We start from the raw sequence: 23,356 nt of genomic DNA, 5'->3' as shown, positions 1-23,356 counted from the left end.
AAACTCGAAGTCAAGGATAGCCTGAGCAGGTGACGAGGCTCGCTGAACATCTCAGCATCGGACAGGTCGCCGACCGCAGCGGGGTGCCGCACACGGCACTGCGGTTCTACGAGGAAAAAGGGCTGATCAGCTCGGAGCGGTCGGCGGGCAACCAGCGCCGCTACCCGCGCTCGGTGCTGCGCCGGATCGCGTTCATCCGCGCCGCGCAACGCGTCGGGCTCTCCCTCGAAGACATCAGTTCCGCGCTGAAGACGCTGCCCGCCGACCACGCCCCGACGAAGGCCGACTGGGCACGCCTGTCCCGCGACTGGCAGCACGAGCTCGACGCCCGCATCGACGCCCTGCAACGCCTCCGCGACCGGCTCACCGGCTGCGTCGGCTGCGGGTGCCTGTCGCTGCGCAGCTGCGCGCTCTACAACAACGACGACGCGCTCGCCCGCTTCGGGCCGGGGGCGAGCAAGCTGCGTCCCGCGGTCGAAGGCGGCATCTAAATCGCTTGCCCGCCGCGGGATCCTGGGCAGGAAATGAACGAGAAAGAAACGACCCGCATCTCCAAGCGGCTGTCACTGCACCTGCGCCACGATCCCGCCGCCATCGGCCTCACGCTCAGCCCGGACGGCTGGGCCCCGGTCGACGCGCTCCTGCGCGCGCTCGCGATCACCCGCGAGCAGCTCGACGAAGTCGTCGAGACGAACAACAAGCGCCGCTTCGCCTTCGACGAGACCGGCACGCGCATCCGCGCCAGCCAGGGCCACAGCGTCGACGTCGACCTCGGGCTGGCGGACGCCGTCCCGCCGGACGTCCTCTACCACGGGACCGTCGCGAAGTTCCTCGACGCGATCCTGCGCGAGGGCCTGCGCCCGATGAAGCGCCATGCCGTCCACCTCTCGGCGACGGTTGACACCGCGCGCACCGTCGGCGCCCGGCGCGGAAAGCCGGTGATCCTGCGCGTCGACGCCGCGGGGATGACCGCCGCGGGACACGCGTTCCAGGTGAGTGCGAACGGCGTGTGGCTGACGGCGGCGGTGCCGCCGGAGTACCTGTACCGCGTCGGCTGAAGGCTAAGGCGTCACCGAAACGAGCCCGCGGCGGCGCGGCCGGCCCAGCAGGCGGCGGCCCACGTCCAGCAGCTCCGTGCGCAGCTCGTCGTCGCTCAGCCGGGCCAGGTCGGGGGAACCGCCGGCCATCGCGATGCCCGTCAGCGTGACCATCGCGTTGACCCGGGCCGCCGGCGTCGGGTCCGGGCCGGACAGGATGCCGAGCAGCGCCTGGCCGAAGCCCTCCATGCCGCCGTGCGCCGACTTCTCGATCGCGCGAGCGATCCCCGGGTCGCTCGAAAACAGCGCCACCAGCGCGCGGTGCCGGATCACCAGGTCGACGAACCCCTCCAGCAGCAGGTCCACCTGCGCGCCGCGGCGCTTCTGCGCGGCCGCGCGCAGCACCAGCTCGTCCAGGTCGCGGACGCCGGGCTCGGCCACCGCCTCGGTGATCTCCGCCTTCGTCTTGAAGTGGTAGTAGACCGCGGCCTTGGTGATCCCCAGCGCGTCGGCGATCATCTGCAGCGACGTGCCCTCGACGCCGTGTTCGGTGAACAGCCGCAGCGCGGTCTGCAGCAGTCGGGTCCGGGTGTCCCCGTCCGGGCCGGCGGTCATTCTTCCTCCTCAGCGAGCCGTCGGAGCGTACGTCACGCCCTGTCGATCGGCAAACCGACTACTAGCCGATCGGCTGGGATAAACCTTGCTGTTCGGCAAGTCACATACTTGCCGATCGGCTTGGAGGTCTCCTTGCCGATCGGCTAGCTTGGTCAGTAATCATTTGGAGTGAACCGACCCCGTTCGGGCGAAACGGAGCTGACTCGTGGCGACATTCCTGTACCGGCTCGGCCGGGCGTCCTTCCGACGGCGGGCGTTGGTCGCCGCCGTCTGGGCGGCCGTCCTCGTGGCGCTCGGGCTCGGCGCCCTCACGCTGTCCGGCCAGCTGTCGAACTCGGTGACGATCCCCGGCACCGAGTCGCAGCGGGCCGTCGACCAGCTGACCGCGAAGTTCCCGCAGGCCAACGCCGGTGGCGCCACCGCGCGCGTCGTAATCGAAGCCCCGGCTGGCACCGCGGTCACCGACGCCAAGGGCAAGGCCGCGGTCGAGGCCCTGGTCGGGCAGCTGAAGACGGCGCCGAAGGTCTCCGCCGTCGTCGACCCGTTCCAGGCGCAGTCCATCTCGCCCGACAAGCGCGTCGCGCTCGCCCAGGTCAGCTACGGCGCGAAGGCGTACGAACTCACCGAGAGTGACCGCGCCGCCCTCCAAAAACCCGCCGAAGATGCCCGCGCGGCCGGGTTCACCGTCGAGTTCGGCGGCGACGCCGTGCAGGGCGTCCCCGAAACCGGCGCGACCGAGGGCCTGGGCGTCGCAGTCGCCGCCGTCGTGCTGATCATCACCTTCGGCTCGCTGGTCGCCGCCGGGATCCCGCTGCTCACCGCGCTGATCGGCGTCGGCACCGGGATGGCGGGCATCTTCCTCGCGTCCGGGTTCCTGGAGCTGAACTCGAACACGCCGATCCTCGCGCTGATGATCGGGCTGGCCGTCGGCATCGACTACGCGCTGTTCATCGTCTCGCGCTACCGGCACGAGCTGAGCCTCGGCCGCGAGCCCGAGGAAGCCGCCGGCCGCGCGGTCGGCACGGCCGGTTCGGCCGTCGTGTTCGCCGGGCTGACCGTCATCATCGCGCTGGCCGGGCTGACCGTCGTCGGCATCCCGTTCCTCGGCCAGATGGGCGTCGCCGCGGCCGTGACCGTCGCGGTCGCCGTGCTCATCGCCCTGACGCTGCTGCCCGCCGTCCTCGGCTTCGCCGGCGCCCGGGTCGCCGACGGCCGCATCCGGCTGCGCCGCAAGCCGGTCGAAACGACGCACGGCGAGCGTTGGGCGCGGTTCGTGGCCCGCCACCGGATCCCCGTGCTGCTCGTCGCGCTGGCCGGGATGGCCGTCGTCGCGCTGCCCGCGCTCGGCATGCAGCTCGGCCTGCCCAACGACAGCACCGCCGCACCCGAGTCGACGCAGAAGAAGGCGTACGACATCGCCAGCCGCAGCTTCGGCGAAGGCTCCAACGGGCCGCTGCTGGTCGTCGTCGACACGGGCGCCAGCACCAACCGCCAGGCCGCGCTCGGCCAGGCCGCGGCCGACATCCAGAAGCTGCCCGACGTCGCCGCCGTGACCCCGGCGCGGGTCAACCAGACCGGTGACACGGCGTTGCTCACGGTGATCCCGAAGAGCGGGCCGAGCAGCACCCGGACCGAGGACCTGGTCGCCGCGATCCGCAGCGAATCCGGTGTGCTGGAGAACGCGACGGGCGCGAAGCTGGCCGTCACCGGGCAGACCGCGGCGAACATCGACGTCTCGGCGAAGCTGTCCGACGCGATGCTCCCCTACCTGGCGTTGATCGTCGGGCTGGCGTTCGTGCTGCTGATGCTGGTGTTCCGCTCGGTGGTGGTGCCGCTGAAGGCGACGATCGGCTTCCTCGGCTCGGTCGCGGCGACGTTCGGCGCGGTGGTCGCGGTGTTCCAGTGGGGCTGGCTGACGGACCTGCTGGGCGTCAAGTCGACCGGGCCGATCATGAGCATGCTGCCGATCCTGCTGATCGGTGTCCTCTTCGGACTGGCGATGGACTACCAGGTGTTCCTGGTGACGCGGATGCGCGAGGAGCACGTGCACGGCGCGGAGCCGCAGGAAGCGATGGTGACCGGCTTCCGCCACGGCGCGCGGGTGGTCGTCGCGGCGGCGCTGATCATGATCAGCGTGTTCGCCGGGTTCATCCTGGCCGAGTCGGCGCTGATCCAGTCGATCGGCTTCGCGCTGGCGTTCGGCGTGCTGGTGGACGCGTTCGTGGTCCGGATGACGCTGGTGCCGGCGGTGATGTCCCTGCTGGGCCGCGGCGCGTGGTGGCTGCCGAAGTGGCTGGACCGGATCCTGCCGGACGTGGACGTCGAGGGCGAGAAGCTCACGAAGCACCTGGACGCCGCACCCGATGACGACGAGCGCGAACTGGTCGGCGCGAGCCACTAGCCCGTGGTCGGTGCGGGAACGCCGTCGAGGAGGATCACCGGGAACACCCGGTCGGTGTTCTGCTCGTAGGCGGAAGCGCCCTCGGAAACCGTGCGGTAGAGGCGGTCGCGTTCTTCGCCGGTCGTCACGACGGCCCGGGCCTGGTAGGTGCCGGCGCCGAGCTCGACCGTCACCGCCGGGTTGGTGCGGAGGTTGTGGAACCAGGCCGGGTGCCGGGGAGCGCCCGCCTTGGAACCGACCACGAAGACGCGGCCCCGGTCGTCGACCGCGAAGCCGAGCGGCACCGTCGTCCGCCGTCCGGTGCGCGCCCCGGTCGTGGTCAGCGGCAGGATCGGGAACGGTGGCCGGGCGACCGTGCCGTGGTTGGCGCGGAACTCGCTGATGACGCTTTCGTTGTAGGCCCGGAACTCCTCGTCGGCCGGCACGGGGGTTCTCGTGGCGGGAAGGCCGAAGCCCGCGACCAGGGCCGGACCGCCGGGGAAGACGGTGATCCGGGCGATCCCGGCCGGGGTGGCCTCGAGCACGGCGACCCCGAGGGCCTCGTGGGTTCCGTCGGCGGTGCGGTGGTAGGTGGCCGCGGCGGGGTGGCCGTTCGCGCGGGTCGGGGTCATCAGCCAGTCGCCGGGCACGCCGAGCACGTGCGCCAGGTACCGCAGGCAGCGCACCTTGCCGGAGAACCAGGTCCGCGTGCCCACCAGCTCGATCGCGGCGTCGGTGCGCAGCGCTTTCTCGAGGGCGGCCAGATCGGCGTTTTCGAACCCCGCGATGTACTGGCGCAGCAGCTCCCGGGCGCGCGGGTCGGCCGGTTCGACGACGTCGTCGGGCGACGGCGAGATTTCGTCGAGCCGGGCGCGGGCGCGTTGCAGGGTGCTCTTGACCGCGGCGACCGAGACGTCGAGCATGGCCGCGACCTCGGCGGCGCTGAACCCCAGCACCTCCCGGAGCAGGAGGACGGCTCGCTGCCGGGCGGGCAGGTACTGCAGAGCGGCGACGAGCGCGAGCCGCACGCCGCCCCGCGCGGCGGGGTCGCTCACCAGGGCGTCCGGGACCGGCCCCAGCCAGGCCACCTCGAGCGCCGCCGGGATCGGGGCGTCCGGGTCGTCGGCCGGACCGCCCAGACCGGACGGCAACGCCCGCCTGCCGCTTCGGTCGAGCGCCGACAGGCAGGCGTTGGTCGCGATCCGGTGGAGCCAGGTGCGCAGCGACGAGCGGCCCTGGAAGGTGCCGTAGGACCGCCAGGCCCGCAGGTACGTCTCCTGCACCAGGTCCGCCGCGTCGTCGGCCGAGCCGACCATGCGGTAGCAGTGTGCGAGCAGCTCACGCCGGAACGGTTCGGCCCGCCGGGCGAACTCGTCCGGCCACTCCGTCGTCGTCATGCAGTGCAGACCGCCCGCGACGGCGAAAGGAACCGGTCAGCTCATGAACCAGAAGATGGCGCCGCCGATGGCGAGCAGGGCCGCGACGCCGAGCACCACGGCCATGAACTTGGCCGTCTTCCACGTCGAATAGACGCCGCCCACCAGGAAGCCACCCAGGGCGAGCAACAGGACGCCCACCACTCCGTTGTTCACAGAACGCCCTTCGTGGACGGGATGCCGCCCGCCCTCGGGTCCGGCTCCGTCGCCGCACGCAACGCGCGGGCCACCGCCTTGTACTCCGCCTCCGCGATGTGGTGCGGGTCGCGGCCGTGGATCACCCGCACGTGCAGGGCGATCTGCGCGTGGAACGACAGCGAGTCGAACACGTGCCGGGTCAGCACGAACGGGTAGTTGCCGCCGATCGTGAAGGTGTTGAACTGCTCCGGCTCGCCGGTGTGCACGCAGTACGGCCGACCCGAGACGTCGATCGCCGCGTGGGCCAGGGTTTCGTCCATCGGGATCCACGCGTCGCCGAAGCGGCGGATTCCGCTCTTGTCGCCCAGCGCCTGGCGGATCGCCTGGCCCAGCACGATCGCCGTGTCCTCGACCGTGTGGTGCGCGTCGATGTGGATGTCGCCCGTCGCCTCGACCTTCAGGTCCAGCGAGCCGTGGACGCCGAACGCCGTCAGCATGTGGTCGTAGAACGGCACGCCCGTGGAGATCTCCACCTCGCCCGTGCCGTCGAGGTCCAGCTGGACGACGATCGAGGACTCCTTGGTGGTCCGTTCGACCTTGCCGATGCGGGTCATCGCGAGACTTCCTTACTCGCCTCGAGGAAGGCGTCGTTCTCCTCCGGGGTGCCGATGCTCACGCGCAGGTGGCCCGGGATACCCGGGTCGCGGATCAGCACACCTTTGTCCAAATAGGACTGCCAAGCCGCGTGCGGGTCACTGAACCGTCCGAAGAGGACGAAGTTCGAGTCGCTCGGCACCGGGTCGTACCCCAGCCCCGCCAATGCTTCCACGACGCGGTCGCGTTCGGCCGCCAGCTTGTGCACACTGTCCAAAGTGGCGTCCGCGTGCCGCAGCGCCGCCCGTGCTGCCGCCTGCGTCAGCCGCGAAAGGTGGTACGGCAGCCGCACCAGCTGCAGCGCGTCGACCACCGCCGGGGCCGCCGCCAGGTAACCGAGGCGGCCGCCCGCGAACGCGAACGCCTTGCTCATCGTGCGCGACACGATGAGCCGCGCCGGGTAGTCGGCCAGCAGCTCGACCGCGCTCGGCTGGGACCCGAATTCCGCGTACGCCTCGTCGACCACGACGATGCCGGTGGCCGCGTCGAGGACCACGCGCAGCTCGTCGAGCGGGATCGAGCCGCCGGTCGGGTTGTTCGGGCTCGTGACGAACACGATGTCGGGCTGCTTCTCGCGGATGACCGACGCCGCAGCGGCCGTGTCCAGCGTGAAGTCGTCCCGGCGCGGCGCCGGGACCCACTCGGTGCGCGTGCCGGACGCGATGATCGGGTGCATCGAGTACGACGGCTCGAACCCGAGCGCGCTGCGCCCCGGCCCGCCGAACGCCTGCAGGATCTGCTGCAGGACCTCGTTGGACCCGTTGGCGGCCCAGACGTTCGCCTCCGACAGCACCACCCGCGTCGACACGCTCAGGTAGTCGGCCAGGTCCTGGCGCAGCGCCAGGGCGTCGCGGTCCGGGTAGCGGTGCAGCTCGGCGGCCTCCGCACGGACCGCTTCGGCCACGTCCGCGACCAGCTCGGGCGGCGGCGGGTACGGGTTTTCGTTGGTGTTGAGCCGGACCGGGACGTCCAGCTGCGGCGCCCCGTACGGCGTCTTGCCGCGCAGGTCCTCACGCAGCGGCAGCTGGTCCAGCGTGACCTCTTCGCCGATCGTCATCGGACCGAACCTCCGAAGCGCGCGGTGACGGCCTCGCCGTGCGCGGGCAGGTCCTCGGCGTTGGCCAGCGCGACGACGCGGCCGGCGACCTCGCGCAGCGCGTCCTCGGAGTAGTCCACGACGTGGATGCCCTTGAGGAAGCTCTGCACGGACAGGCCCGAGGAGTGGCGGGCGAACCCGCCGGTGGGCAGGACGTGGTTGGACCCGGCGCAGTAGTCGCCCAGCGACACCGGGGCGTACGCGCCGACGAAGATCGCGCCCGCGTTGCGGACCCGGGCGGCGACCGCGCGCGCGTCCGCCGTCTGGATCTCCAGGTGCTCGGCGGCGTAGGCGTCGACGACGCGCAGGCCGTCGTCCACTGTGGACACCAGGATGACGCCGGACTGCTTGCCCGCCAGCGCTTCGGCGACGCGCTCGGTGTGCTTCGTCGCGGCGACGCGGTTCACCAGCTCCTTGTCGACGGCGTCGGCCAGCTCAGCCGACGTCGTGACCAGCACGCTCGCCGCGAGGGGGTCGTGCTCGGCCTGGCTGATCAGGTCGGCGGCGACGTGCACCGGGTCGGCCGTCTCGTCGGCGAGGATCGCGATCTCGGTCGGCCCGGCCTCGGCGTCGATGCCGATCAGGCCGCGCAGGAGCCGCTTGGCCGCGGTGAGGTAGATGTTGCCGGGACCGGTGACGATGTCGACGGGGGCGAGCTCGGCGCCGTCGGTGTCCGTGCCGCCGTACGCGAGCAGCGCGACGGCCTGCGCGCCGCCGGCCGCCCACACCTCGTCGACGCCGAGCAGCTCGGCCGCGGCGAGGATGGTCGGGTGCGGCAGGCCGTCGAAGGCGGCCTGCGGCGGCGAGCAGACGACCAGGGAGCCGACGCCGGCGATCTGCGCCGGGACGACGTTCATCACCACCGTCGAGGGGTACACGGCCAGGCCGCCCGGGGCGTACAGCCCGACGCGCTCGACCGGGACCCACTTCTCGGTGACCGTGCCGCCGTCGACGACCGTGGTCGTGACGTCGGTGCGGCGCTGCTCGGCGTGCACCTTCCGGGCGCGGGCGATCGACTCCTCCAGCGCGGCGCGCACGGCCGGGTCCAGCTCCGCCAGCGCCTTCGTCAGCGAAGCACGCGGCACCCGCACGGACGCGGGCCGCACCTTGTCGAACTTCTCGGTGTATTCGAGGACGGCTTCGACACCGCGGTCACGGACCGCCTCGACCACCGGGCGCACGTGGTGCAGCGCCGCGTCCACGTCGTATTCGGCGCGTGGGAGCGTGGTGCGCAGTTCGGCGGCGGTCGGGACCTGCCCGCGCAGGTCGGTGCGGTTCAACATGCCCCCAGGGTACGAGGTCACGCCCAGCGGCTTTTCAGCGATACTCCCCGGTGACGGCCGATCCCAGCATGCAGGAGGCAGCGGTGGCGCGAATCGCGTTGTGCCAGGTCAACTCGGGTGACGATCCGGAGGCGAACCTGAAGCTGATTCGCTCCGGCGTCGAGGCCGCGGTGGCCGACGGCGCGCGGATCGTCGTGTTCCCGGAGGCGACGATGGCGCGGTTCGGCCGTCCCCTGGCGCCGGTCGCGGAGGAGCTCGACGGGCCGTGGGCGTCGGCGGTGGCCGCGGTGGCGGCCGAGCACGACGTCGTGGTCGTCGCCGGCATGTTCACCCCGGCCGACGAGGGCCGGGTGCGCAACACGCTGCTGGTCACCGGCCGCGGGCAGCACCGCGGCTACGACAAGATCCACCTCTACGACGCGTTCGGCTTCGCGGAGTCGGACACGGTCGCGCCCGGTGCTTCGGTGACCACCTTCGAGCTGGACGGCGTCGTCTACGGCGTCGCGACCTGCTACGACGTGCGCTTCCCGGAGCTGTTCCGCGCGCTGGCCGACGACGGCGCCGACGTCGTGCTGCTGCCGGCGTCCTGGGGCGCCGGCGAGGGCAAGCGCGAGCAGTGGGAGGTGCTGGTGCGGGCGCGGGCGCTCGACTCGGGCTGCTGGGTGCTCGCGTGCGGCCAGGCCGACCCGGCGGCGACGGGGCTCTCGGTGAACCCGAAGGCGCCGACCGGGATCGGGTATTCGCTGGTCGCGGACGGCTTCGGCCGGGTGCGGGCCGCCGCGGGCGCGGGCCCGGAGACGCTGGTGGTGGACGTGGACCCGGCCGTGTCGGCCAAGGCCCGCACGGCGACGGGAGCCCTGGCCAACCGCCGGCTCTAGCGGAGCAGGCCTTCGCGGATCGCGACCCGGACGAACCCCGCGCGCCGGCGTTCGCCCGTCTTGTCGCGGATGCGGTCCAGGTAGGACCGGACCGTCCGGACGCTGATGTTCAGGATCTCCGCCACGTCGACGTCGCGCTCGCCGGCCGCCACCAGCCGGAGGACCTGCTTCTCGCGCTCCGACAGCACGATCTTCGGGCCCGCGTGGCGCTCTTCGCTGTCCTGGATGATCATCCCGGCGAGCGTCGGTGACACGTACGCGTTGTCGTCGGCGATCGTGCGGATCGCGCGCAGGAGCTCGTCGCCGTCGACGTCCTTCGACAAGAACCCCTTCGCGCCCGCCTGCATCGCGCCCAGGACCTCCGGCTGTTCCGCGTGCGCGGACACCACCAGCACCTTGTGCCCCATCTGCCCCACTTCCAGGACCGCGGCCGCGTCCTGGACGCCCCTTAGCTTGAGGTCGAGGACCACGACGCTGCCCGCCGGCTGGTCCTGCACCGCGAACCGGGCCACCGAGTCGGCGACCGCGCCGAGCTCGATGTCCGGCGCTTCGGTGAGCACGCGCGTGAGCGCGTACCGGTAGAGCGGGTGGTCCTCGATGACCCCGACGGCGATGCGGCGCGGCGCCGGGGCCGGGGCGTCGCCGGCCGGTTCGCTCATTTGCGGCCGCCGCGCCGGGGCCCGGAGCCGCCGATCAGGCCGCGCCGGATGGCCTCCTTGACCAGGCCCGGCCGCCGCCGTTCGCCGGTCTTGTCGCGGATGCGGTCCAGGTAGCCCCGCACGGTCCGGACGCCGATGCCGAGGATCAGCGCGATATCGACGTCCCGCTCCCCCGCCGCCACCAGCCGCAGCACCTGTTCCTCGCGCGGCGACAGCTCGACGTCCGCCGAGACGGCCGGCCGGTCCGCGTTGTCCTTCATGATCATCCCGGCGACCACGGCGGAGACGTACGCGCCGCCGTCGGCCACCGTCTTGATCGCGATCAGCAGTTCGTCCGCGTCGACGTCCTTGGAGAGGAACCCCCGCGCTCCCGCGGCGATCGCCCCCAGCACGACCTCGGGTTCGGCCTGCGCGGAGACCACGAGCACGTGGTGCCCGAGCTCGCAGACCTCCAGCACCGCCGCCGCCCCCGCGACGCCGGGCAGGCCCAGATCCAGCAGCACCACGCTGCCGGGCGGCTGCCGGTGGACGTGGAACCGAGCGACCGAGTCCACCACCGCCCCCAGCTCGATGAACTCCGCTTCGGCCAGCACCCGCTCCACGGAGACGCGGTACAGCGGGTGGTCTTCGATCACCGCGACCCGGACCCGGCCGGAGTCCAGGTCGTCCTCGGCCGAGCGCTCTTGTGTCATGTGCACGACTTTCACCCCGTTCCACCCGACGGAGCCGGCCGCCCGGCCGTGGCCGGGTCCAGCGCGGGGCCCGTCGGCACCAATGCCAGCAAACTACCTGCGACCGGTGACTTCGCCACGCTTCCGTAGCCGAGCGAGGCCAGAGCCTGCGCGTTCACCACCGGGTACTTCCGGCCCGTATCGGTCACCAGGTACGTGGTGGCCGAGCCGGATTCGACGACGACGGCTCCCCCCGACGGAGGTACGAACACCTCGTCCGCCACCCGTGCTTCGGTCCTCGTGGCGACCTGGATTGCCTTGGCACCAGGGGAAAGCGGGAATTCGGCCGAAACGAGCAACCGGCTGCCCTGAACGCACAACGCGACCGAGCCGCCGGTGATCGGCGCCTTGCCGGGGATGCGGTCGGGGAAGGCCGCGGGGTCGGCGCCCCCGGCGCGGGGCGCGGCGACCTTCGGCACGGCGGCGACGTCGGCCGCGCGGACCTCGACCGGCTTCGGCGTCCCTTCGTAGGCGGCCGCGTTGGCCTCGGTGGTGACCAGGAGGCTCGCCTCGGTCTGCCCGACCGGCTCGAGCCCGTCCCGGCGGACGAGGTAGTACGACGTCGCGGAGCCGGGCGCGGCCATCGCGTCCACGACGGCGAGGACCTGGCCGACGCGGGTGTCGCGCCCGCCCACCGTGGGGCCGCGGTCACCGGCGCCGTCGACGGGCAGCGCGGTCAGGTCCCGGCCGGCCGGGACGGTGTCGATCCAGCGCGCGGAGACCGCGATCGTCGGGTAGCTGTCGAACTGCAGCGCGGTGGCGGCCTCGTCGGAGAGCTTGTAGCGGCGGCCGCCGGCGAGCAGGAACCGGTCGCCCTGCGGCAGCCGGACGATCACGCCCTGGTCGCGCGGCAGTTCGACGCCGGACGCGGGCGCGGCGAGCAGCACGGCGGTCCGCGGTTCGGCCGACGCGGGCGCGTCCTGGGTGGTGCGGCTGCAGCTCGTCCACGGCGTCGTGACGAGCGCGCTCGCGGCGGGCAGCGAGTCGGGCGCGCCCGGGATGCCGATCTGCGTGCCGCGGCCGGCCTTGCCGAGGTTCTCCGAGGAGACGGAGACGGTGGCGTCACCGGCGCCGCCGGCCAGCAGCCGCGCGGAGGCGTAGTTGAGGACGGGGTGCAGGACGCCGTCGGCGCCGAGCACGAACCGGGCGCCGGTGCCCTCCTCGACGATCACCTTGCCGCCGGCCAGCCAGTCCTTGCCGCCGGAGGGGTTGAGCAGGCCGATGATGCCGAAGACGGCGGTGACCAGCAGGGCGGCGACGAGCCCCAGCACGGTGGCGAGGACGAGCCGGCGGCTGGGCGAGACGGGGTGGTTGGCGTCGGCGGCGACGAGTGCGGAAACGAGCCTGCGCCGGAGGAACTGGTACGCCTGGATCTGGTCCCGCTGCGTCCACACGCTGACTGGCCCCCGCCTGTGCGTCGTCCTCCCGAGTGCCCGACGCTAGGCACCCGGACGGCGGATGGGGAGGGTAATTTTTACGCCCACGCGGCATCTGGGGAGGCAGTAGCGTCGGGGACCCGGGGAAAGGGGAGCCCGTGTCCGTCGAAACCGCCGGCGCCGTGCGCCCGGCACCGCCGCGGCCCGCGTCGACGCCGCTGCCCTGGCTGCTGCCGATCCGGCCGCTGCAGGCCGCGCTGTGGGAGATCGCCGGGATCGCCGTCCTGCTCGCGTGGCTGGTCGACGGCGTCACGCAGCCCGTCCGGATCGGCGTCAGCGTGGCGGCCGGCCTGCTCGTGCTGCTGACGTCGGTGCGGTTCGCCGGGCGGCACCTGGCGGGCTGGGCGCTGACGTGGACGGCGTACCGGCTGCGGCGCCACGACACGCGCCGCGACAGCCCCGATCCGCTGCTGCGGGTCGCCGGGCCGGTGAAGGTCCGCCAGCACGTCGACCGCGCGGGCAACCGCTTCGGCGTCGCCGAGGTCGACGGCGGCTGGAGCGCCCTGGTCCGGCTGACGCAGGGACCGGGCGCGCCGGGCCCGCTGGTGGAGGCGTTGCGTTCGGCTTATGCGCGCACGGACGTGCCGTTGGCGTCGGCCCAGCTGCTGACGTGGGCCATCCCCCGCGGCGACCAGGTGCTGCGCGTGCGCTGGCTGGCGGTGCGCTACCGCCCGGACCTGGCCCCGATCGCGGCGTTGGCTCGCGGGGGCGGCGACCTCGGGGCGTTGCGGAGCACGGCATCGGCGGCGCTGAGCCTGATGGGCGCGCTGGCCGAGGCGGGATACCAGAGCACCGTGCTGGAGGCCGGTGAGCTGGCGAAGGAGCTTCGGGTGGCGTTGGGAGTCCAGGGGGCACCGGACGGCGAACCCGACCGGTGGCGGTCGTGGACGTGGGGCGGCGCGGCGCAGGTGTGCTTCCGGCCGAGGTCGTCCCGGGTGCTGGACTTTTCGGTGCCAGGAGCGGCTTTCACGGCGACGTCGTACACGTTGACGCGGACGCCGGGCGGGCGCGAGAAGGCCGAAGTGACGGTGCGGGTGGGGGGTCGGCCTGGTGCTGCGGTGCCGGCGCCGGGGATCCCGGTGGTCCCGTTGCACGGGCGGCACAGTGCCGCGGTGCGTCAGACGCTTCCGCTGGCGCTGGATTCCTGAAAACCACTGTGCATCGCGTGAGAAACCCCTAGCGCTGGCCGTCCGGTTGGACAGCCGACTCGAGCGATTTCCTTTCACGCTCGAGTCGGCTGAGGCTCAGCCGCGGACGGCCTCGTACACCCCAGCGATCATGCCCACGAAAGGCACCAGCGACAGCAACACCAGGAACTCCGACACGTCCAAAAGCCGTGACCAGTAAGGCGAACGCAGCCCACGGGCCACCCGCGTCGCGTACACCAAGCACACCACCGCCGCCAGGATCACCGTGCCGCCTGCCGCGAACACCACCGTGCGGTTGCCCGACACCACCAGCCACACGCCCGCGCAGACCAAAGCAAGAATGCCGAAACCCACCAGCACCAAGCGCTGGACGCGGCCCGCGTACGAACGGGACCTCAGGATCCACGCCACGCCCAGCAACCCCGCCAAACCCACGTCCCACGGCCCGCCCGATGACAGCACCACCGACGATGCCAGCACCACCAAGCCGAGGCCGACCAGCAACCCCGTCAACAGCGCCTGCGCGCGGGACGTTCGGCCGATCATCTCCGTGCCCAGGGACGGCTGCTCGTCCGCGCGGAACGCCTCCATGTCGTCCGGGACGCGCGGGAGCGGCAATCGGGCCAGGCGCAGCGCCAACATCGGGGCCACCGCCGCCAGAGCTGTGGCCAGCACCGCCACCACCGCGGCCGCCGACAGAGGCGCGACCCCCGCCAGCAGCACAACGCCCGTCGTGATCGCGCCGAAGCCCGCCGCGCTCGTGATCGCCACGAACCACGGCAACCGGTCGGCCACCGAGACCGCCGCCAGGACGCCGTACACCGTCACCGCCGCCAGCCCCGCGGCCAGCGGGCCCGCCGACAGCGAGAACAGCGGGTGCGGTGGCAGCACGGACATCCCCGCCAGCAAGGCGACGCCGACCCCCGCCGAAGAACCGGCCGCGCCCGCTTCGGCGTCGCCGTACGCGCGGCTCAGCGCGCCGCCGCCGAGGAGCAGCACCAGGGCCAGCAGCCCGGTCCCGATCGGGGCCAGCACGCTGCCGGACGCCGCCGCCTGCACCAGGAGTCCGCCGGCCAGCAGCAGCACGACCGCCGCGACCAGCCCGGACCGCCGCGCGACGGCCGGGCTCCAGCCCCCGGAAGAGTCGGCGACGCTGGCGATCGAGTCGATGACGTCGTCGAACAGCAGCGGACCCCGCGGGCGCTCCCGCGGGGTCAGGTGGAGCACTTCGCCGTCGCGGATCTGGGCGGCCGCGACGCTCAAGCCCAGGGCGAGAGGCGCGCCGCCGAGCCGGGACAGCACCCAGCCCGGGTGTTCGGCCGACGCCTGCCCGGCGGCCCCGGCCAGCCGCACGAGCTGCGGCACCAGCTCGGCGAACGTCGACTGCTGCGGCAGGGCGACGTCGACGCGGGCCCGCGGTGTCACCACCGTGACCCGGCGCGTCGTCCCGGTCAGAGAAGCGGTCATCAGACGTTCTTGGCGGCCGAGATGACCGGGGCGAACTTCGCGTTCGACGCCTCGGCGAGCTTCTGCAGCCCGGCGTTCACCGCTTCGAGCACGATCTCCGACAGGTTGCGGGCGTCGTACTCGCGGATCGCGCGGGGGTCGATGTCGATCGAGGTGAAGCGCCCGTCGCCGCGGAGGGTGACGGTGACCTCGTTCTGCCGCGAGTGCGCCTTGACCTCCATCGCCTCGACCGTGCGCTGGATCCGCTGGACCTCTTCGGTCTGCTTGCGCACCTGAGCGAGCAGCTCGTCCATGTCCGGCACCGCGTACGGATCGGTCACTGTTGCGTCCCTTCGTGCTGGCGGACGCGGACACTGCCCACGAACCGCTGGAAACCGGGTGAGAGCCGCCGCGCGGTCGCGGGCGCGGCCGTGCAGGCGAGCTCGAGCACCAGCCGCTCCTCCGGCGTGGCGCCGGGGACGGTCAGGTGCACCTGGGTCTGGATCAGCTCCTCGCCTTCGCCGGTGCGCAGGCGCAGCAGCTGCATGACGCCGGGCGCGGCCGGTTCGCCGACGTCGCGGCGGCTCACCACCTCGAGCCCGGCCGAGACCAGCGAAAGCCGTTCGACGGCTTCCTCCGCGATGGCGTCGATCGACGCGTCGTCCGGCCGCTGCTGGACGCTCACCGTGATGTTCGGGACGAACTCGCCCGGTGCGGCGTCGTGCACGGCGACGAACACCGCGCCGGAGCCGCCCGGGTCGACGGCGGTCCAGCCGTCCGGGATGACGAAGTCGAGGGGAAGCGTCATCGCAGCCCCACGTACGAAACGGCGTCGTCCCAAGCGGATCCGACGGCGTCGGCCGCATCGGTTGCCGCGTGGCCGACCGCGTCGACGGCCGCGCCGCCGTACTCGCCGATGGTGTGGCCGAGCTTCGGCAAGTCGATGTCGATCTTCGCGCCGACGCCGAGGCCGAGGCCCAATGCCGCGCCCGCCTTGAAGTTGACCTTGACGTGCCCGGCGTCGTAAACGGCTTGGGCGTCGAGCTGCGCGCCGAGGCCGTACTGCAGCGTGCCGTTCGCGCCGACGCCGACGCCGGCGACGTCCGCGGCGACCTCGCCCTCGACCTTCCCGCCCACGAAAGCGTTCGCGTGCGCGCCGACGCCGTGCGCGCCGATCGTGCCGGACCCGCTGACCTCGCCGCCGGCGAACACCGTGCCCTTGGCGTGGGCTTCGGCGACGCCCCACTCCTTCTTGAGCTCGGCCTCGCCGTGCACGGCCGCGAGTTCCGCGTGCCCGGACGCGCCAGCGTCCCAGCCCTTCGACGTGATCTTCCCGTCGTACTCCGGGGTGAGCCCGTCCTGCTCGTGCTGGAACTTGTAGTACGTGATCTCGGTGTTGCGGCCGATCTTGTCCTTGAGGCCCTCGGCTTCCGGCTGCCCGAACGGCGTGTCCGCCTTCTTCGGCGCGCGCGTGCCTTCGAGGCCGTCCCAGGTGAGCTTCTTCCAGCCGGAGTTGCCGAACCACGACGGCACGGTCCGCGGCCGCTTCCGGCCGTCCAGCGGTTCGCCGTTGAGCCAGTGCAGCGGGCCGCGCGCCCACTTGCCCAGCTCGTGCTCGAGCCGGCCGACGCCCTCGGGCGGGAACAGCTCGGCGAGCGCGTCGGAGAACTCGTCGACGACCTGGCGGGCGGCCTGCACGCTCTGCTCCCCGAGCTGGCGCGCGGCCTGGATGAACGCGCCGACCGAGCCGGAGTTCACCGCGCGGGCCTGGGCGGTCAGCTGCTGGGCGTACTGGTCGAACTGGGCGATGATCGAGTCGACGGCGGCCTTCGCCGACTGCACGAGCTGCGACGCCGTCGAGAGCCGTTTCGCCTGGTCGTCGAGCTTGGTGGCCGCCTCGGTGAGCTCGTCGCCGAGCTTCCCGGCGGCCGTCGCGAACGCGGTGTAGGCGTCGCCGTCCCAGTCCGCGTGCAGGGTCTTCGCGGACTCGTCGATCTCCTTCGCCTTGCCCGAAACCGTCGTGGCCTGGGTGGCGACCCGCTGCGACGCGGCACTGAGCGCACCGGAGTCACCGGTGACGCGTCTTTGGCACTCGACCAGGACGCGCCGGTAGCCGGACAGTACGGAGCTGACCACGCCCGACGCGTCGACGACCCCCGAGGACCACATGGCTAGTTCCCGGCGGCGTCGTAGCCGACGTGCTGGCTGAAGTGCTTGCCGTTGTAGTCCATCGCGATGTCGATGTCGAAGTCCTGGCCGCCCGGAGCCTCCACAGTGGACTCACCGGTGGTGAGGTTGGTGTGGATGACCACCTCGTCGGCGCCGTGCACCGGCGCCGGCTGCGTGACGGGGGCGGGCTGGGTGACCGGCGCCGGCTGGGTCGGCACGGTCGCGCCGTGCTGCGCCGGGTCCACGGCGATCCAGCTGTTCGCCGGGTTCAGCGCGGTGCCGTTGCCGGACACCGCCGTGCCGGTGCCGGTGCTGGAACCGCCGCCGGTGGCGAGCGCGGGCGGGGTGTAGTCGGTGAACGAAGGCTGCTGCGGGATCCCCCCGCCGCTCCCGCCCGCCACCGCCTGCTGCCCCGACGGGCTCGCCACCGGCGACGGGGCCTGGGGCGCCGTGACCGGGGTGTTCCCGATCGACGGCGTCGTCGCACCCGCGCTGCCGGAGTCGTGGTGGAAGAGCTTCTCGATCTGCCCGATGACCTGCGCGAGCTGGGTGATCTGCTGGGCGAGGTCGACCGCGCCGAGCGCCTTGAGCAGCGCGCCGATCGCCGTGATGAACGCCCGCAGCGACGCGCTGGTCGCGGTCGACAAAGCGACCGCCGCGCCGTAGGTCCACCAGTTCGACATCAGCGCGGCGACCGTCGGGTTCACCGCCGAGACCACCGCGCGGTAGGCCTCCTGCGCGGTCTTGATCAGCGTGCCGGAGACGCCGAGCAGCTCGGCGCCCTTCTGCACCACGCCGATGATTTTCGTGAGCTGGTCGAGGGAGTCGGAGATCTTCTTCAGCGCCGACTCGCTCGCCGCGCCGGACCAGATCTTGCCGAGCTGGTCGGCGGCCTTCGTCAGCTCGTTGTACATGCTGAGGAACTGCTCGGCCTTGCGGACCAGGTCCGCCACGTGCTTCGCGATCTGCTCGGGCTGGCCGGTGACGATCTGCGGCAGGATGGTGATCGGCCCGCCCGAGGACGCGGTCGCGTCCATCGCGCTGGAGTTCGGGAAAGTCAGCATCGGACCTCACAGAGATTCAAGGACGGACGATCAGGCGACGACGGACGCGGGCCGGTACACGCTGACCTTGGCCAGCCCGCTGATGCGGGCGTCGAGGAGCCCGTGGTTGTAGAGGCGGCCGCCGTCGCCGGCGACGCCGATGACCGGCTGGCGGTCGGAGAACAGCAGCGGCTCGACGACCACGACATCCCCGCTGTGCACGCCGCCGGGAACGTCGGAGAAGGTGCGCGCGGTGCCGGCGTAGACCTCGATCAGCCCGATGCGAGCCTGGTTGTCGGCGTCGCCGGCCAGCCAGTCGTTGAAGTCGGCGACGCCGTGGAAGCGCGCGTCGGTGATCGGGTGGTCGCCGAGCCTGCCGAGCCGCGCGTCCCCCAGGTAGCGCAGCACGTTCCCGACCGACGACGGCTCGCCGTGGGCACCCGCGCTGTCGTTGATCGCCAGCGTGGCGAGCTCCGAGGCGTGCGGGCTCCCCCAGATCGACGACGTGGGCGCCGCGGACCCGTCGTGGCCCCCGCCGTAGCCGGCCGCGGTGGCCTGGTCGGCCGCCTGGTAGGCGTCGGCGCTGGCCTTGACCAGGCCGTTGATCTGCTGCAGCAGCTGCAGGAGCGTGCGGACGGCGGTGACCTGGCTGGAGTGCAGCGCGGCGTTCGCGGCGGCGACGGCGCTGCCCAGCCCCGCGAACGACAACGGCTGCACGACCAGGCGCTCGAGGTCGGACACCGCGTTGATGCCGTGGGCGATGATGCCTCCGACGTTGCCGACGGAAGAGCGCATCGCCTCGGGCTCAGCCCGGTACTCGCCGGCCATGGCTCTCCTTCCGCGGGTGGCTGCTCGGCAGAGCGTAGGTTCGGCCCCGGAAGCGGGCGGACGGCAAAAGTACCCACCGCGCCGTGTCGGCAAGTGGCCAAAATACCGGTCAGCGCCCTTCCGATCTGCTGGAGCCTTGACGCATGAGCCTCACGCCCGAGCGACCTTCCGAGATCGTGCTGCAGTCGCCGCCGATGCTCCCGAAGAGCTCGTCCGGCGGCATGGTGCAGCTGATGATGTTCCTGCCGATGATGCTCGGCATGGGCGCGATGTCGTTCGTCTACATCGGACGCGACGGCGGCGTGATGACCTACATCTTCGGCGCCCTGTTCATCTGCGCGATGGGCGGCATGGTCGTGATGTCGCTGGGCCGCGGCGGGATGGCGAAGAAGGCGCAGATCAACGACGAGCGCCGCGACTACCAGCGGTACCTGTCGGGGCTGCGGACCCAGGTCCGGGACATCGCCGACGGCCAGCGCGCGGCGATGGTCGCCGTCCAGCCCGACCCCGCCGACCTCTGGGCCTACGTCGAGTCCGGGAAGCTGTGGGACCGGCGGCGCGCCGACGGGCAGTTCGCGCAGGTCCGCGCGGGCACCGGCCCGCAGCGGCTCGCGACGCCGTTGAAGGCGCCGCAGACCGTGCCGCTGGAGGACCTGGACCCGGTGTCCTCCAGCAGCCTCAAGCACTTCATCCGCACCTACTCCACGGTCGACGGGCTGCCGGTGGCGCTGTCGCTGCGCTCGTTCGCCGCGGTCACCGTCGCCGGGCGGCGCCCGGACGTGCTCGGCCTGACGCGGGCGCTGCTGTGCCAGCTCGTCACCTTCCACTCGCCGTCCGACCTGCGGGTCGCGCTGTGCGTCCCGGCGGACCGGCAGCACGACTGGGAATGGGCGAAGTGGCTGCCGCACGCGACGGCGGCCGGCGCGACCGACGCCGTGGGGTCCCGCCGGCTGGCGGCCGACTCGGCGGCCGGGCTGGCCGAACTGCTCGGCGCCGACCTCGGCGAACGCCCCGCGTTCAGCCGCCGCGCCGCGGCCGAGCTCGACCTGCCGCACCTGATCGTCGTCGTCGACGGCGGCAACGCCCACGGCGAGCCCCGGCTGATCGGCGAGGACGGCCGGCTCGGCGTCACCGTCATCGAGGTCGGGCAGGAGCACCCGCGGACGTTCTCGACCGAGCGGCTGCTGAGCCTGCACACCGCGCCCGACTCGCTCGGCATGGTCGTCGGCGACGCCACCGAGCAGCGGCTCGGGTTCCTCGGCCGCCCGGACGTCCTCGACCGCGGTGCCGCCGAAGCCCTGGCCCGGATGCTGACGCCGTTGCACACCCCCGCCGCCGTCGTCGGCGAGAAGCCGATGTCGTCGACGTTCGGGCTCGCCGGGCTGCTCGGCATCGGCGACCCGCGCGACACCGACACGACCGTGACGTGGGCGCCGCGCGCAGCCCGCGACCGGCTGCGGATCCCGCTGGGCGTCAACCCCGAGGGCCGGCCGGTGGACCTGGACCTCAAGGAGTCGGCCGAGGGCGGGATGGGCCCGCACGGCCTGGTCATCGGCGCGACCGGCTCGGGCAAGAGCGAGCTGCTGCGGACGCTGGTGACCGCGCTGGCCGTGATGCACTCGTCGGAGACTCTGAACCTGGCGCTCATCGACTTCAAGGGCGGCGCGACCTTCGCGGGGATGACCGGCCTGCCGCACACCTGCGCCGTCATCACGAACCTGTCCGACGACCTCGCGCTGGTCGACCGCATGGCCGACGCGCTCAACGGCGAACTGCTGCGGCGCCAGGAACTCCTGCACGCGGCGGGGAACTACGCGTCGGTGCGCGACTACGAGAAAGCGCGCGCGGACGGCACGCCGCTCGAGCCACTCCCGTCGTTGCTGGTCATCATCGACGAGTTCAGCGAGCTGCTGTCCGCGCGGCCGGAGTTCATCGACCTGTTCGTCGCGATCGGCCGGCTCGGGCGGTCGCTGGGCATCCACCTGCTGCTGGCGTCCCAGCGGCTGGAGGAGGGCCGGCTGCGCGGGCTCGATTCCCACCTGTCGTACCGGATCGGCCTGCGGACGTTCTCCGCCGCCGAAAGCCGGGCGGTGCTGGGTGTCGCCGACGCCTACCACCTGCCGCCGGTGCCCGGGTCGGCGTACCTGAAGGCCGACACCGACTCGCTGATCCGGCTCAAGGCCGCGTACGTCTCCGGGGAGCTGCCGCCGCGCAGCACGGTCGTGCGCGAGGACGGGCAGGAGCTCGGCGTGCTGCCGTTCTCCCTGGCGCCGGTGGAAATCCCGGTGACGACGGAAATCGAAGACGCGCCGAAGGCCGACGGCACCGGCGAGACGATCATCCACGCGATGCTCTCGCGCCTGGAGGGCCGCGGGCCGGCCGCGCACCAGATCTGGCTGCCGCCGCTGAACGAGCCGCCGACGCTGGAGCAGCTGCTGCCGCCGCTGGGCGAGGACGCCGCACGCGGCCTGTGCCCGCTGGGCTGGGGCGGCAACGGCAAGCTGACGATCCCGGTCGCGCTGGTGGACAAGCCGTTCGAGCAGCGCCGGGACATGCTGTGGGCCGACTTCTCCGGCGCGGGCGGGCACGCGCTGATCGTCGGCGCGCCGCAGAGCGGGAAGTCGACGCTGATGAAGGACATCGCGGGCATGCTCGCGCTGACCCACACCCCGGCCGAGGTGCAGCTGTTCATCCTCGACATGGGCGGCGGCGCGCTCGCGCCGATCGCCGGGCTGCCGCACACGTCCGGCTACGCCACCCGCCGGGACGCGCAGCGCTGCCGCCGGGTCGTCGCCGAGCTGACGACGTTGCTGGAACAACGCGAGGAGTTCTTCTCCGCGCACGGGATCGAGTCGATCACGACGTTCCGCCAGCGGCGGGCGGAGTTCACCGAGAGCACCGACGGCCGCGAGTTCGGCGACGTGTTCCTGTTCGTGGACAACTGGACCACGATCCGCCAGGAGTACGAGCAGCTGGAGGAGCAGATCACCGGGCTGGCCGCGCGCGGGCTCGGGTTCGGCATCCACGTGATCGTCTCGCTCAACCAGTGGATCGGCGTGCGCGCGCAGCTGCGCGACGCGATCGGTACGCGCTTCGAGCTGCGCCTCGGCGACCCGATGGACTCCTCGATCGACCGCAAGGTCGCGGTCAACGTCCCCGCCGACCGGCCCGGCCGCGGCATCACGGCGGAGAAGCTGCACTTCCTGGCGGCGCTGCCCCGCATCGACGGCGACCAGCGCCCGGAGACGGTCGGCGCGGGCGGCGTCGACCTCGTGCGCCGGATTTCCGACGCGTGGAAAGGCCCGCGCGCGCCGCAGGTCCGGCTGCTGCCGCCCGAGGTTCCCCTGGACACGCTGCCGGCGGCCCCCTCGCGCCAAGTCACCCTGGGCATCGCGGAATCGACGTTGCGCCCGGTGTACCTGGACTTCGCGGCGGACCCGCACTTCGTCGCCTTCGGCGACGTCGAGTCGGGCAAGAGTTCGCTGCTGCGCGCGATCGCCCACGGGATCACGTCGGCGTACAGCCCGGAGGAGGCGGCGATCATCGTCGCGGACTACCGCCGTGGCCTGCTGGGCGCGGTGTCCGAGCCGCACCTGCTGGGGTACGCGGGCGCGGAGGGCAAGCTGACGGACCTGATCGCGGAGTGCGCCACCGCGATGCGCAACCGCCTGCCCGGGCCGTCGGTGACGCCGGAGCAGCTGCGCAACCGCTCGTGGTGGCGCGGGCCGGAGCTGTTCGTGCTCGTGGACGACTACGAGCTGGTGGCGACGGTCGGGCGGAACCCGTTGCAGCCGTTGCTCGAGTTCTTGCCGCAGGCGCGGGACATCGGGCTGCACGTGATCATCGTGCGCGGTTCGGGCGGCGCCGGGCGGGCCTTGTTCGAGCCGGTCCTGCAGCGGCTGCGGGAGCTGGGTTCCCCGGGGCTCATCATGTCGGGCACGAAGGACGAGGGCGCGCTGCTGGCGGACGTCAAGCCGTCGCCCCAGCCGCCGGGCCGGGGAACGCTGGTGTCGCGCCGGCACGGGACGGGCCTGGTCCAGGTGGCGTGGACCAAGCCGGCGGAGTCCTAGGGGCCCGCGAGGTCCCTCAGCTCGGCGACGAACCGGCGCACGGAGTCCCCGTCCGGTCCGGGGAACCGCGCCTCCACGGCCGGCAGCAGCGGACCCCGCAGCAGCGCCAGCACTTCCTCGCGCGCGGCCGGCGGGAGGTCGCCCAGGTCGATGGTGCGGAAGCCGTGCTCCGAGGCCAGCCGGAACTGCTCCGCGACCGCCGGATCGGTGACGGCGCCCGCGAGGTGGTCGACGACCCAGTAGTAGACGCCGCTGGAGGCGGTCCAGCACCGCCCGTCCGGCAGCACGAGGTTTCCCGACACCGCGTCC

Annotated in this window: 22 protein-coding genes; 6 read left to right on the top strand and 16 right to left on the bottom strand. The window is 72.6% G+C overall.

Annotated elements, in window-relative coordinates; genetic code table 11:
• Positions 1 to 29: 29 nt before the first annotated feature.
• Both soxR and ACZ7OH_RS39890 read left to right on the top strand, forming a co-directional pair.
• Entirely contained in the window at positions 30 to 491 is a 462-nt protein-coding gene (gene soxR / locus ACZ7OH_RS39895) for a redox-sensitive transcriptional activator SoxR (RefSeq protein ID WP_400881227.1), read from the top strand.
• Between the two features lie 33 nt (positions 492 to 524).
• Entirely contained in the window at positions 525 to 1,058 is a 534-nt protein-coding gene (locus ACZ7OH_RS39890) for an RNA 2'-phosphotransferase (protein ID WP_470285646.1), read from the top strand.
• A gap of 3 nt (positions 1,059 to 1,061) precedes the next feature.
• On the opposite strand, the gene ACZ7OH_RS39885 is transcribed toward ACZ7OH_RS39890, so the two are convergent.
• Positions 1,062 to 1,652, bottom strand: a complete 591-nt coding sequence (locus ACZ7OH_RS39885; protein ID WP_470285645.1) for a TetR/AcrR family transcriptional regulator — start codon at positions 1,650 to 1,652, stop codon at positions 1,062 to 1,064.
• 205 nt (positions 1,653 to 1,857) lie between these two features.
• On the opposite strand from ACZ7OH_RS39885, the gene ACZ7OH_RS39880 reads away from it, so the two are divergent.
• Positions 1,858 to 4,053 (top strand): MMPL family transporter, encoded by a 2,196-nt coding sequence (locus ACZ7OH_RS39880; protein ID WP_470285644.1) that lies wholly within the window; start codon positions 1,858 to 1,860, stop codon positions 4,051 to 4,053.
• Here ACZ7OH_RS39880 and ACZ7OH_RS39875 read toward each other — a convergent pair.
• Genes ACZ7OH_RS39875 through hisD form a run of 5 tightly spaced genes read right to left on the bottom strand, consistent with a single transcriptional unit; the run spans position 4,050 to position 8,639 of the window.
• The gene (locus tag ACZ7OH_RS39875; RefSeq protein ID WP_470285643.1) at positions 4,050 to 5,429 is read right to left on the bottom strand and encodes an RNA polymerase subunit sigma-70; all 1,380 of its coding nucleotides are present in this window, start codon (positions 5,427 to 5,429) and stop codon (positions 4,050 to 4,052) included. The two genes, ACZ7OH_RS39880 and ACZ7OH_RS39875, sit on opposite strands and share 4 nt — an antisense overlap.
• A 36-nt stretch (positions 5,430 to 5,465) precedes the next feature.
• Entirely contained in the window at positions 5,466 to 5,624 is a 159-nt protein-coding gene (locus ACZ7OH_RS39870; protein WP_400888932.1) for a hypothetical protein, read from the bottom strand.
• On the bottom strand, positions 5,621 to 6,220 hold the full coding sequence (gene hisB / locus ACZ7OH_RS39865) for an imidazoleglycerol-phosphate dehydratase HisB (RefSeq protein WP_470285642.1): 600 nt from the start codon (positions 6,218 to 6,220) through the stop codon (positions 5,621 to 5,623). The genes ACZ7OH_RS39870 and hisB overlap by 4 nt, the downstream gene beginning before the upstream one ends.
• Complete coding sequence (locus ACZ7OH_RS39860; RefSeq protein WP_470285641.1) at positions 6,217 to 7,317, bottom strand: histidinol-phosphate transaminase; 1,101 nt, start codon at positions 7,315 to 7,317, stop codon at positions 6,217 to 6,219. The genes hisB and ACZ7OH_RS39860 overlap by 4 nt, the downstream gene beginning before the upstream one ends.
• The gene (gene hisD / locus ACZ7OH_RS39855; protein ID WP_470285640.1) at positions 7,314 to 8,639 is read right to left on the bottom strand and encodes a histidinol dehydrogenase; all 1,326 of its coding nucleotides are present in this window, start codon (positions 8,637 to 8,639) and stop codon (positions 7,314 to 7,316) included. The genes ACZ7OH_RS39860 and hisD overlap by 4 nt, the downstream gene beginning before the upstream one ends.
• Before the next feature lie 83 nt (positions 8,640 to 8,722).
• Here hisD and ACZ7OH_RS39850 point away from each other — a divergent pair, with 83 nt between their 5' ends.
• Complete coding sequence (locus ACZ7OH_RS39850; protein ID WP_400888921.1) at positions 8,723 to 9,517, top strand: carbon-nitrogen hydrolase family protein; 795 nt, start codon at positions 8,723 to 8,725, stop codon at positions 9,515 to 9,517.
• Here the strand turns inward: ACZ7OH_RS39850 and ACZ7OH_RS39845 are convergent.
• The 3 genes from ACZ7OH_RS39845 to eccB are packed head-to-tail and all read right to left on the bottom strand — an operon-like array spanning position 9,514 to position 12,301.
• Positions 9,514 to 10,176, bottom strand: a complete 663-nt coding sequence (locus tag ACZ7OH_RS39845) for a response regulator (protein ID WP_400888915.1) — start codon at positions 10,174 to 10,176, stop codon at positions 9,514 to 9,516. The two genes, ACZ7OH_RS39850 and ACZ7OH_RS39845, sit on opposite strands and share 4 nt — an antisense overlap.
• Positions 10,173 to 10,868, bottom strand: coding sequence for a response regulator (locus tag ACZ7OH_RS39840; RefSeq protein ID WP_400888912.1), 696 nt, complete (start codon positions 10,866 to 10,868; stop codon positions 10,173 to 10,175). The genes ACZ7OH_RS39845 and ACZ7OH_RS39840 overlap by 4 nt, the downstream gene beginning before the upstream one ends.
• A gap of 11 nt (positions 10,869 to 10,879) precedes the next feature.
• Complete coding sequence (gene eccB, locus ACZ7OH_RS39835; protein ID WP_470285639.1) at positions 10,880 to 12,301, bottom strand: type VII secretion protein EccB; 1,422 nt, start codon at positions 12,299 to 12,301, stop codon at positions 10,880 to 10,882.
• 140 nt (positions 12,302 to 12,441) lie between these two features.
• Between eccB and ACZ7OH_RS39830 the strand changes: the two genes are divergently transcribed.
• Positions 12,442 to 13,491, top strand: a complete 1,050-nt coding sequence (locus ACZ7OH_RS39830) for a type VII secretion protein EccE (RefSeq protein ID WP_470285638.1) — start codon at positions 12,442 to 12,444, stop codon at positions 13,489 to 13,491.
• A gap of 96 nt (positions 13,492 to 13,587) precedes the next feature.
• Here the strand turns inward: ACZ7OH_RS39830 and eccD are convergent, their stop codons facing one another.
• The 6 genes from eccD to ACZ7OH_RS39800 are packed head-to-tail and all read right to left on the bottom strand — an operon-like array spanning position 13,588 to position 18,977.
• Positions 13,588 to 14,958: a type VII secretion integral membrane protein EccD gene (eccD, locus tag ACZ7OH_RS39825; RefSeq protein WP_470285637.1), complete on the bottom strand. Its 1,371-nt coding sequence runs from the start codon at positions 14,956 to 14,958 to the stop codon at positions 13,588 to 13,590.
• Positions 14,958 to 15,278, bottom strand: a complete 321-nt coding sequence (locus tag ACZ7OH_RS39820; protein ID WP_086674669.1) for a YbaB/EbfC family nucleoid-associated protein — start codon at positions 15,276 to 15,278, stop codon at positions 14,958 to 14,960. Before ACZ7OH_RS39820 ends, eccD begins: the two co-directional genes overlap by 1 nt.
• Positions 15,275 to 15,745 carry a hypothetical protein gene (locus ACZ7OH_RS39815; protein WP_400888900.1) on the bottom strand — a complete coding sequence of 157 codons (471 nt, stop codon included), beginning with the start codon at positions 15,743 to 15,745 and terminating at the stop codon, positions 15,275 to 15,277. The genes ACZ7OH_RS39820 and ACZ7OH_RS39815 overlap by 4 nt, the downstream gene beginning before the upstream one ends.
• Positions 15,742 to 17,106: a WXG100 family type VII secretion target gene (locus tag ACZ7OH_RS39810; RefSeq protein ID WP_470285636.1), complete on the bottom strand. Its 1,365-nt coding sequence runs from the start codon at positions 17,104 to 17,106 to the stop codon at positions 15,742 to 15,744. The genes ACZ7OH_RS39815 and ACZ7OH_RS39810 overlap by 4 nt, the downstream gene beginning before the upstream one ends.
• 2 nt (positions 17,107 to 17,108) lie before the next feature.
• Positions 17,109 to 18,170, bottom strand: coding sequence for a WXG100 family type VII secretion target (locus ACZ7OH_RS39805; protein WP_470285635.1), 1,062 nt, complete (start codon positions 18,168 to 18,170; stop codon positions 17,109 to 17,111).
• Positions 18,171 to 18,200: 30 nt separating this feature from the next.
• Positions 18,201 to 18,977 carry a WXG100 family type VII secretion target gene (locus ACZ7OH_RS39800; RefSeq protein WP_470285634.1) on the bottom strand — a complete coding sequence of 259 codons (777 nt, stop codon included), beginning with the start codon at positions 18,975 to 18,977 and terminating at the stop codon, positions 18,201 to 18,203.
• Positions 18,978 to 19,120: 143 nt separating this feature from the next.
• Here ACZ7OH_RS39800 and eccCa point away from each other — a divergent pair, with 143 nt between their 5' ends.
• A complete protein-coding gene (gene eccCa / locus ACZ7OH_RS39795) occupies positions 19,121 to 23,047 on the top strand; it encodes a type VII secretion protein EccCa (protein ID WP_470285633.1) in 3,927 nt (1,308 codons plus the stop codon).
• Here eccCa and ACZ7OH_RS39790 read toward each other — a convergent pair.
• Positions 23,044 to 23,349, bottom strand: coding sequence for a hypothetical protein (locus ACZ7OH_RS39790; protein WP_470285632.1), 306 nt, complete (start codon positions 23,347 to 23,349; stop codon positions 23,044 to 23,046). The two genes, eccCa and ACZ7OH_RS39790, sit on opposite strands and share 4 nt — an antisense overlap.
• Between the last annotated feature and the right edge of the window lie 7 nt (positions 23,350 to 23,356).

The organism is Amycolatopsis sp. NPDC114478 (genome assembly GCF_055633805.1).
The sequence above is the reverse complement of the archived record's forward strand: the minus strand, read 5'-3'. Positions and strand labels throughout refer to the sequence as shown.

What these genes read in the sequence shown, in the direction of transcription:
- ACZ7OH_RS39890 (WP_470285646.1), top strand. Translation starts at nt 525, where the DNA reads ATGAACGAGAAAGAAACGACCCGCATCTCCAAGCGGCTGTCACTGCAC.
- ACZ7OH_RS39885 (WP_470285645.1), bottom strand. Translation starts at nt 1,652, where the DNA reads ATGACCGCCGGCCCGGACGGGGACACCCGGACCCGACTGCTGCAGACC.
- ACZ7OH_RS39875 (WP_470285643.1), bottom strand. Translation starts at nt 5,429, where the DNA reads ATGACGACGACGGAGTGGCCGGACGAGTTCGCCCGGCGGGCCGAACCG.
- hisB (WP_470285642.1), bottom strand. Translation starts at nt 6,220, where the DNA reads ATGACCCGCATCGGCAAGGTCGAACGGACCACCAAGGAGTCCTCGATC.
- ACZ7OH_RS39860 (WP_470285641.1), bottom strand. Translation starts at nt 7,317, where the DNA reads ATGACGATCGGCGAAGAGGTCACGCTGGACCAGCTGCCGCTGCGTGAG.
- hisD (WP_470285640.1), bottom strand. Translation starts at nt 8,639, where the DNA reads ATGTTGAACCGCACCGACCTGCGCGGGCAGGTCCCGACCGCCGCCGAA.
- ACZ7OH_RS39845 (WP_400888915.1), bottom strand. Translation starts at nt 10,176, where the DNA reads ATGAGCGAACCGGCCGGCGACGCCCCGGCCCCGGCGCCGCGCCGCATC.
- ACZ7OH_RS39840 (WP_400888912.1), bottom strand. Translation starts at nt 10,868, where the DNA reads ATGACACAAGAGCGCTCGGCCGAGGACGACCTGGACTCCGGCCGGGTC.
- eccD (WP_470285637.1), bottom strand. Translation starts at nt 14,958, where the DNA reads ATGACCGCTTCTCTGACCGGGACGACGCGCCGGGTCACGGTGGTGACA.
- ACZ7OH_RS39815 (WP_400888900.1), bottom strand. Translation starts at nt 15,745, where the DNA reads ATGACGCTTCCCCTCGACTTCGTCATCCCGGACGGCTGGACCGCCGTC.
- ACZ7OH_RS39810 (WP_470285636.1), bottom strand. Translation starts at nt 17,106, where the DNA reads ATGTGGTCCTCGGGGGTCGTCGACGCGTCGGGCGTGGTCAGCTCCGTA.
- ACZ7OH_RS39805 (WP_470285635.1), bottom strand. Translation starts at nt 18,170, where the DNA reads ATGCTGACTTTCCCGAACTCCAGCGCGATGGACGCGACCGCGTCCTCG.
- ACZ7OH_RS39800 (WP_470285634.1), bottom strand. Translation starts at nt 18,977, where the DNA reads ATGGCCGGCGAGTACCGGGCTGAGCCCGAGGCGATGCGCTCTTCCGTC.
- eccCa (WP_470285633.1), top strand. Translation starts at nt 19,121, where the DNA reads ATGAGCCTCACGCCCGAGCGACCTTCCGAGATCGTGCTGCAGTCGCCG.